At 65.4% G+C, this 8,193-nt stretch carries 7 protein-coding genes; 3 read left to right on the top strand and 4 right to left on the bottom strand.

What is annotated here, in order from left to right:
* Together ACYPYD_RS12675 and ACYPYD_RS12670 are read left to right on the top strand one after the other, a co-directional pair.
* Positions 1–728 (top strand): carboxymuconolactone decarboxylase family protein (locus ACYPYD_RS12675; protein WP_459663467.1); only part of this gene is annotated, 728 nt, incomplete at its 5' end.
* Entirely contained in the window at positions 728–1,543 is an 816-nt protein-coding gene (locus ACYPYD_RS12670; RefSeq protein WP_459663465.1) for an NAD(P)-dependent oxidoreductase, read from the top strand. The genes ACYPYD_RS12675 and ACYPYD_RS12670, both read left to right, overlap by 1 nt.
* Positions 1,544–1,611: 68 nt before the next feature.
* Here ACYPYD_RS12670 and ACYPYD_RS12665 read toward each other — a convergent pair whose 3' ends face one another.
* The 4 genes from ACYPYD_RS12665 to ACYPYD_RS12650 all read right to left on the bottom strand — a co-directional run bounded on the left by ACYPYD_RS12665 (position 1,612) and on the right by ACYPYD_RS12650 (position 5,586).
* Positions 1,612–2,457: an SDR family oxidoreductase gene (locus tag ACYPYD_RS12665; RefSeq protein WP_459663463.1), complete on the bottom strand. Its 846-nt coding sequence runs from the start codon at positions 2,455–2,457 to the stop codon at positions 1,612–1,614.
* Complete coding sequence (locus ACYPYD_RS12660; protein WP_459663461.1) at positions 2,454–3,728, bottom strand: MFS transporter; 1,275 nt, start codon at positions 3,726–3,728, stop codon at positions 2,454–2,456. Before ACYPYD_RS12660 ends, ACYPYD_RS12665 begins: the two co-directional genes overlap by 4 nt.
* 241 nt (positions 3,729–3,969) lie before the next feature.
* The gene (locus ACYPYD_RS12655; RefSeq protein WP_459663459.1) at positions 3,970–4,728 is read right to left on the bottom strand and encodes a hypothetical protein; all 759 of its coding nucleotides are present in this window, start codon (positions 4,726–4,728) and stop codon (positions 3,970–3,972) included.
* A gap of 48 nt (positions 4,729–4,776) precedes the next feature.
* A complete protein-coding gene (locus ACYPYD_RS12650; protein ID WP_459663457.1) occupies positions 4,777–5,586 on the bottom strand; it encodes a sugar phosphate isomerase/epimerase family protein in 810 nt (269 codons plus the stop codon).
* Between the two features lie 528 nt (positions 5,587–6,114).
* On the opposite strand from ACYPYD_RS12650, the gene ACYPYD_RS12645 reads away from it, so the two are divergent.
* Positions 6,115–8,193, top strand: a 2,079-nt coding sequence (locus ACYPYD_RS12645; RefSeq protein ID WP_459663455.1) for a PKD domain-containing protein, incomplete at its 3' end; no start/stop codon positions are given.

Below are 8,193 nucleotides of genomic sequence, written 5' to 3'. Positions count from 1 at the left end.
CCACCGCGCGCGAGCACGAGGGTCCGGCCACGCCGACCGAGGCGAGCTGGCGCGATTTCATCTTCGCGGAAATCTGGGCGCGGCCGGGCCTCGAGATGCGCGCCCGCTACCTGATCTCGATCGCCAGCGCGGCCAGCAGCAACGGCCCGGCCGATCTTGTCGAGGATTACATTCGCGGCGCTCTGGTTACCCGTGAACTGACCCAGCCGGAGCTGCGAGAGGCGGCGTTGCACCTCGCCGTCTATGCCGGGTGGTCGCGCGGCGTGGAACTGGATCGGGCGATCACCCGCGTGACGATGGCGCTGGGGCAGCAGGTCAGCGAATACGACGCGATCAGGGCCGAGCCCTGGGATCCGGATTTCCGCGTGCGGGACGGCATAGACGAATTCAACACGGTCATGGGCTTTCCGGGACCGCCGCCGATGACCCCGTATTTCGAGGCGGGCATCGACAATTTCGTGTTCGGGGAAATGTGGAGGCGCGGCGCACTGGACCAACGCTCGCGGCGATGGATCACGCTGGTCGGTGTCTCCGAAAGCTGCGCGGCGACGCCGATCAAGACGCACTTCTACGCGGCGCTTTCGAGCGGCAACTGCACCGCGGACGAGTTGCAGGAGTTCGTCCTGCAGTACGCCGTCCATGCAGGGTGGCCGAAGGCTTCCGTGATCCAGGGCGCGGTGCTGGCGATGATCAGGAACCACCGGGAAGGTCTGCCGTGGGACGCATGATGAACACGCAGCCCATCCGGACCGCCTTCGTCGGCCTGGGCAGCCAGGGCGCGCCCATGGCCGAGCGTATGCTCGCCGCAGGCTTCTCGCTGACGGTCTGGGCGCGGCGGCCGGAGGCGCTCGCCCCGTTCGTGGCGCAAGGCGCCCTGGCGGCGGCATCTTTGCCGGAACTTGCCGCCTGGGCCGATCACGTGGGTATCTGTGTGGTCGACGATGCCGGCGTTGCCGCTATTTGCGAGCAATTGCTGCCCGCGATGCGACCGGGCAGCCTGCTGGCGATCCACTCCACGATTCTGCCCGAAAGCTGCGAGCGCCTGGCGCGCCGCTGCGAAGCGGCCGGGATCGCATTTGTCGATGCCCCTGTCAGCGGCGGCGGCGGGGCGGCAGCGGCAGGCTCCCTGACGGTGATGTGCGGCGGCGCGGAGGAAGCCTTCGCAAAGGCGAAGCCGGTTTTCGAGGCATTCGCCGGGCTGCTGGTGCACCTCGGGGCTGCCGGAGCCGGGCAACGCGCGAAGATCGTGAACAATTCGCTGATGGCGGCCAACATGGGACTGGCTCATGCCGCCCTCGCGGCAGGCGAGGCGCTCGGCATAGACCGCAAGGCGGCGGCAGAGCTGATCAAGGGCAGCAGCGGCCGCAGCTTCGGCTTCGAGGTCTATGCGCGACTTTCGCGTCCCGAGGACTTCGAGCACGGCGCGGCGCTCCTGCGCAAGGATGTCGCCCTCCTGAGGGCAAGCCTTGGCGTGAACGGACCGGGTCTCGTACTTGACGAGGCCGCCGCGGACTTTCTCGATGCGGCCGTGCATCGCGCCTAGAGCATTTTCTAATCAGGTAGAATCACCTGATGACTCGGAAAATGCGGCAAACGAGTGGCTTAGAGCGGCTATCCCTGCGGATATCCGAGCGCGGCGGAAAGCCCGCCGTCCACGAGCAGATCGGTCCCGCTGATGAACGATGCGCGATCGGAAACAAGGAATTCGACGGCGTCGGTGATTTCCGACATGGCGCCTTCGCGCGACAACGGGGTCTGTGCGAACATTGCCCGCTTGCCCGCGCTCTTCTCATAGGCAAGCGCGCCCATGGGCGTCGCGATAAGGCCGGGCGACAGCGACACGATACGCGCGCCGACCCGGCCCCAGTCCGCCGCCTCGCGCCGTGCCATCTGGAGCAAGCCGACCTTCGAGAGCGCGTAGGCGGCCGCAGGCGTGGCATTCTCGGCGCCCAGTACCCCGGCGACGCGGTCGGCGAGGTCCGGTGCGGCGGGCATTCCCAGGACCTCGATCAAGGCTGGTGACGGACGGACGCTGTGGGCGGCCAGCGACGCGATGAGGATGGCGCTTGCACCCGGCCGGGCGAGCGGCCGCAACGCTGCCGCAACCAGCGCTGGTCCACGCAGGTTCACCGCCAGTATTTTCGCAAAATCGTCGGCCGCGATCGACAGGCCCGCAACGTGCACAAGGGAGCGAAACCCGCCCAGGCCCTCCGCCATGCAGGAGAGTGCCGCGACCGCGCCGGTGTCGGTGACATCGCATGCGAGCGGATGGACATCCGCGCCGTCACGGGCGAGTGCATCGGCCTGTGCACGGGCTGCCTCACCATCGATGTCGGCCAGCAGCACGCGGTGGGTCTGCGCCATGCGCCTTGCTACGGCCGAGCCCATCCCGCCGGCGCCGATGACGACCGCCAGCGGAAGGTCGGGCCTCCGGATCCGGCCCGGAACGCCGCTCATTCTGGGGCGCCTTCGCCATCGTCGGACACGGCGGGCGTCCAGTCCGGATAAGCGCCGAGGCTGAGCACGATCAGGCCACTGACGATCGAAATGCTGACACCGGTGAGGAGAAGGGGGGAGTAACTGCCGAAGGCGTCGTGCGCCACGCCGGCGGAAAGCGGGCCGATGGCCGAGGCCAGCGCGATCATGCTCGTCATCACGCCGAAGATCGCGCCGTAATGGCGAAGGCCTGCGTAGCGCGCGGTCAGGTAGCTGCACAGCTGCATCTTCGTGCCGGCCGCATAGCCGCTGATCATCATACCCACGACAACCAGCGCGGGAGTGGCGACCCCGTCCATGAGCAGGGGCCAGGCGATAGCGGTCGACGCCAGGGTCAGGCCGCCGATCCAGCGGGCATGAAAGCGATCGACCAGGGTTCCGGTGATCAGTTTGCCCGCAACGCCGGCGATCCCGGACAAGCTCACGAGCCAGGCGGCACTTTCGCGCGAGACCCCGGCCTCGACCAGAATGGGGAACTGATGCACCACGACGGCGATGGTCGCGGTCAGGATAAGGAAGGTGGCGATCGCGACCTTCCAGAGCGCGACACTGCGCCAGGCCTGCGCGATCGTCAGGCCGGGCACGTCCGAGGCCGGTGCCGGTTTCTGGGCTCGGCGTTCACCGGGCGTGGCGGCCGCACTTTTGCCCCTGAGGAACAGCACGGACAGGATGAAGGCAACGCCGCCCCAGCCCAGTCCCAGAATTACGAATGCTTCCCGCCAGCCGAAATGTGTGATCAGCCAGTTGCTGAGGGGCGGCGCGATGACCTGCGCCAGCGCGGTGCCTGACATGGTTATGCCAAGGGCCAGCCCGCGGCCCTTGGTGAAAGTGGCCGCCACGGCGGTGGACCAGAGCGTCGACTGGACGAACAGGACGAACACCCCCCACACCAGCCACAAGACGATCCACTGCACGAACGAGCCCGACGCCAGCGCGAAGGCGCAGATGGACGCAGTCGTGAGCACAAGGCCCGGCAAGGCGATGCGGCGCACTCCGCTGCGGTCGATCAATGCCCCGATGAACGGCGAGAGCACGATGGAAATCAGGGCAGCTGCGGCAAGGCCGCTCGAAAGCTGCGTGCGGTCCCATCCGAAGTCGCGCGCCAGCGGGTCCATGAACACCCCGGCGGCGGGGGTCATGAACGACATGAACGAGAAGCCGATCGAAGAGGCGAGCACGACCGGCCAGTAGCGACGCCACTCGGCCGATGCGGAAACGAGCTCTCCAGTCATATGCAACCTCTCCCTTGTGCCCGCTTGTCGCGGCGCGCGATTCTTCTTTGGGAGATCAGTATGGGGCGAGGACAGCGGCCGTCCACTAAAAGTATCCTCTTTTAGTGGGTCTGTACAACGCTCAAGCGATATGCGCGGCTAGGCAGCGAGATTTCATCGCGTGTTCGCCACTAACCCATTGGATTCATCATCGATCGGCGGCGGAATAAAGGGTTCTTAATTTGCATCCCGCCGCTACGCGTTATCCGCGTTGCCGGCTAGACGCTGACGTATCAGCGGCTAGCGCGACGAAGCGGCGCTTCAGGCGCGAATGCCAGATCTTTCGGCTCAGCTGCGCGCCGAGCACCGCAAGTTCGCCGTCACCGAGGCCAATCGCGGTAAGTTCGAGCAGTTTCGCGTTCCGCCACTCGCGCACGAACACGCGATGCTCGGCGCTGTCGTTGTCCTCGATCGGCTCTGCGAAACGGCGCCGGGAGAAGGCGGAGTTGATATCGAAGATGAGTTTGATGTATTCGCTCTGCGCCAGCGCGAAGATCGCATCCTGCGTCTCGCGTTCGAGCACCCTGACCGCATCGAAGGTGGCCTCATCCTTGAGCGCCGCGATCTTTTCCTTCAGGCGGCTGCATGTCGGCTCGATCGCCTGAGGATCGCGGCTTGCGGCCTTGCGCACCGCCTCCACCCATAGCGCCGAGGCAAGCACGGTCACGTCGCTGGGTTCCATGTCGAGCGTCTCGAGATACGCGCTGACGGTCGCTTCGATCGTGTCGGCGTCCGGGCGTGCGCTGAAGTACCCGCCGTTCATGCCGCGCCGCACGCGCAGCAGGCCTTCTCGCTCCAGCAGGCGGGCGACCTGACGTACCGTGGCGCGCGCACAACCGAGTTGGACGATGAGCGCCTCTTCGCTCCCGAGGAGCGTGCCCTCCGGACTGGCGAGCGAAATTTCGCGAAGGCGTTCCGCGGCGACTTCCAGGGGGGTACGGGTTTTGGCGGCGATGCTCATGGATGCATCTCAAGCACAGAACGCGCGCGGCGGTCCAGTGCGCGTGTTTCAGAACAGGGCACGGACCTGCCGCATCGCCCGCCCGGCGTAGTCTTCAAGGCTGGCGATATCCCGCGCCTCGATCCGGTTTGGCGCTTCGAGACAGACCGGGACATGCGGGGGAAGGGCAGCTGCGAGGGCCTTCAGGGGGAGTTCCCCTTCGCCGGGAAGGGATCGTTCGAAGCACGCCTCTTCCATGTACGGCTTGCCGGGGCCTACCATTGCCGCATCGGACATCTGCACGCGTCCCAGAAGCTGGGGATCAAGCTGCACGACCTGTTCCGCGCTATTGCCGCAGCGAAACAGGTGCATGGCGTCGATGATCAGCTTGGCGTGCGGCGACCCCAGCGCGTCCAGTACGTCCAAAGCGTGCTGAAGGCCGGGAAAGGCGTGAGGAGGCGCAAATTCGAGATAGAGGCCGAGACCGCGATCGTGTGTCATCGATGCCAGTATAGCCAATTCATCCATGGCGCGTGCCGGGTCCGTTTCGATTGCCACCGTGCCGACTGCGACCACACCCATTTCGGCCATGAGGTCGAGATCCTTGTCTAGTCCCGAGACCGAAGAGCCCGGGCGGATCGCAAACCCTTCGCCAAGCGACAGGCTTATCCCTTTATCCCCGGCCCGTTGCACCACCTCGAGCCGCGCGGATCGCCCATCGCGCAGCGACCATGGTGCGAATTGTGGGAGCCGCCAGGGGACAGGGCCAAGGCCAATGGAAATATGCCCGCAGCCAAGTCGTGCCGCCAGATCGATGTGATCCCCGGGAGGCATTCCGAACACCGTTTGAGAATCGATTCCAAATCGGTCCATGTCCATAGTCCCTCGTTGCCCTGCCGATCGAGTTCGTCTCATTGCATGTGCACACCAAGATACAGGATACTTTTTTGTGATTCAGGTAAGGGATATCGCAGTCATGATGCGAATATCTGCCATAAAGTGTGCCCAATCGTTGCATGATTCTCCGAGTGTGGGTGCTGTGAGCACAATACCCCGGAAGACGCTCGAAGATGCGCGCCGAGGATATTGTTGCGGCAGCGGGCAAGATGCCCGGCTGGCGATGCTTCTACGAGAACCCCTGACGCCGGCTGCTCGCCCGGCGATGGAGCTTACCTCGCCCGAAATTCGAAGGGCAAAGTCCTCCGTTACCATTTCCGCGGCTACATCGATCAGTATCGGATAGTCCCCCGCGCCTGAGGGCACCCGTTTATTCGCGTGGACGATGCAGTTCAGCTTTGCGCCCCGCCTTGACGCTTACACTATCCGAGGATCGAAACAAAAACACGGCAGGGAGAGATAATGGTACGTTCAGCCAGGTTTCGTTCGCGATGCGGTCGGGGTACGGCCATGTGCATCGTCACCGGACTGCTTTTGACTGCCGGTGCCATTCCGGGCGAAGCTGCATCGCCAACGCCAGAGGCGATTGCCTGGCCCGAAGCTGTTCCGCCGGGTGCGACCGCCGATCCTCTCTTCACGAAACCCTATGTCGACATCGACGAGTGGCGTGATGCACCGGTGCGGCACCGTTACGTGCATGGCGGCTTCACCGGCACGGACATGCGTTTTTCCTTCTACCTCCCGCCCAAGGAAAAGTACGAAGGACGCTTCTTCGAATACGTCACCCCGGTGCCGGACAGCGAGAACCTCGCGCAGAAGGACACGCGCGATGGCGGAGGCAACATCGGTTTCGCGGTCAACCATGGCGGCTATTACATCGAGACCAACGGCGGCGGAGCCAGCGCCAACTCGGGCCCCGCTTACGCGACCGACCCGACCATCGGGGCCTACCGGGCCAACGCAGCTGCGGCGCAGTTCTCCCGCGTCGTCGCCGCCAGGATGTACGGGAGCAAGCGCCCTTACGGCTATATCTGGGGCGGCAGCGGCGGCGCCTATCGGACCGTAGGCAGCATCGAGAACACGGCCGGGATCTGGGACGGGGCGGTTCCCTTCGTCATGGGTTCGGCGATGGCGACGCCGTACAATTTCACCGCGCCGCTCTATGCCTATCGGGTCCTGGGAGACAAACTGCCCGGCATCATCGACGCCTTCGACGTCGGTGGAACGGGGGACCCGTACAAGGGGCTGGACGCCGAGCAGCGTTCGGCGCTTCGGGAGATCCTGGACTTCGGTTATCCCTTGCCCGAGCTGCGTGCTCTCGCCCGCGGCTATGTCGGCGCTTTTCCGGTGCTTTATCCGGGCATGCTCGCGGCCGACCCGACCTACTTCACGGACTTCTGGACCAAGCCCGGCTACGAAGGGTTCGATCCGCCCAAGTCCTTGCGCGACGCCCGTATCCAGCAAAAGGCGAAGGTCGTGCGGCTGATCATGGCGGCCGATGCGAACCGGCTAGGGATCACGCTCAAACCGCAGATGGGTCAGGCCCGGGGCACGGCGGAGCTTGCGTGGCAGGCGCTCCTTGGTCCGGGAGGCAGCGAACTGCCGGTCGCCATCGAACTCGACGCCGTTCCGCAGCGTGACTTCGGCAGCGCGGCCGACCTGAAGGTCAACAGCAGCGCAGCGGCGGGAGCCCTGCTGCGGCTGCAGCGCGTCGACGGGAAGATCGTGGTCCTGCAGAGCAACGATCCGGCCGTTCTCGCCAAGCTTGCCGCCGGGGACGAAGTGCAGATCGACAACTCGAACTGGCTGGCCGCGCAGACCTATCACCGGCATCAGGTCCCGACCCCGGACTTCTACACCTGGAACCAGTATCGCGGCCCGGATGGCAAACCGTTGGGACCCCAGCGGCCCAAGCTGCTCGGTCCCCAGTTCGCCATCGGAGCGGCAGGCGCCGTGCCCACCGGCAGGATCGGGGCGAAGGTCATTCTCGTCGAAAATCTCTCGGACACTGCGGCATGGCCGTGGGGTGCGGACTGGTATCGTACCAAGGTAGGCGAGCACCTCGGCAAGAAAGCCGACGACGCCTTCCGGGTCTGGTTCACCGAGCATGCCGAACATGGAGGTCAGGGCAGCGCCGAGCTGGTGACTTTCACCGGCGTGCTGCAGCAGGCGCTGCTCGACGTCAGCGCCTGGGTGGAAAAGGGCATCGCACCGGCGCCGAGCACCGCTTATTCCATCAAGGACGGACAGGTTATCGTGCCGCCGACGGCAGCGGCGCGGCTGGGCATTCAGCCGGTGGTCGCGCTGCGGGCCAATGGCGGCCTGCGCGCCGAGGTCGCCGCCGGAAAGCCGGTCACCCTGACCGCCGATGCCCGCCTTCCAGAAGGTACTGGCCGCATCGTCGGCGGGGAGTGGGATTTCGAGGGGAAGGGCAGTTTCAGCGATCCTGCGGCTCTGGAGTTCCGCAAGGACGGTAGCGCCGCAGTGAGCGTCACTCACGCTTTCGCGGTGCCGGGGACCTACTTCGTGGGACTGCGCGTGACGGCCCAGCGGGAAGCGGAAGTGGGAAGTCCGTATGGGCGGGTCATG

It is taken from the genome of Novosphingobium sp. 11B, from assembly GCF_054589055.1.
Note: the sequence above shows the minus strand (reverse complement) of the source record. Positions and strands in the feature narration are given on the sequence as shown.

What these genes read in the sequence shown, in the direction of transcription:
- ACYPYD_RS12670 (WP_459663465.1), top strand. Translation starts at nt 728, where the DNA reads ATGAACACGCAGCCCATCCGGACCGCCTTCGTCGGCCTGGGCAGCCAG.
- ACYPYD_RS12665 (WP_459663463.1), bottom strand. Translation starts at nt 2,457, where the DNA reads ATGAGCGGCGTTCCGGGCCGGATCCGGAGGCCCGACCTTCCGCTGGCG.
- ACYPYD_RS12660 (WP_459663461.1), bottom strand. Translation starts at nt 3,728, where the DNA reads ATGACTGGAGAGCTCGTTTCCGCATCGGCCGAGTGGCGTCGCTACTGG.
- ACYPYD_RS12655 (WP_459663459.1), bottom strand. Translation starts at nt 4,728, where the DNA reads ATGAGCATCGCCGCCAAAACCCGTACCCCCCTGGAAGTCGCCGCGGAA.
- ACYPYD_RS12650 (WP_459663457.1), bottom strand. Translation starts at nt 5,586, where the DNA reads ATGGACATGGACCGATTTGGAATCGATTCTCAAACGGTGTTCGGAATG.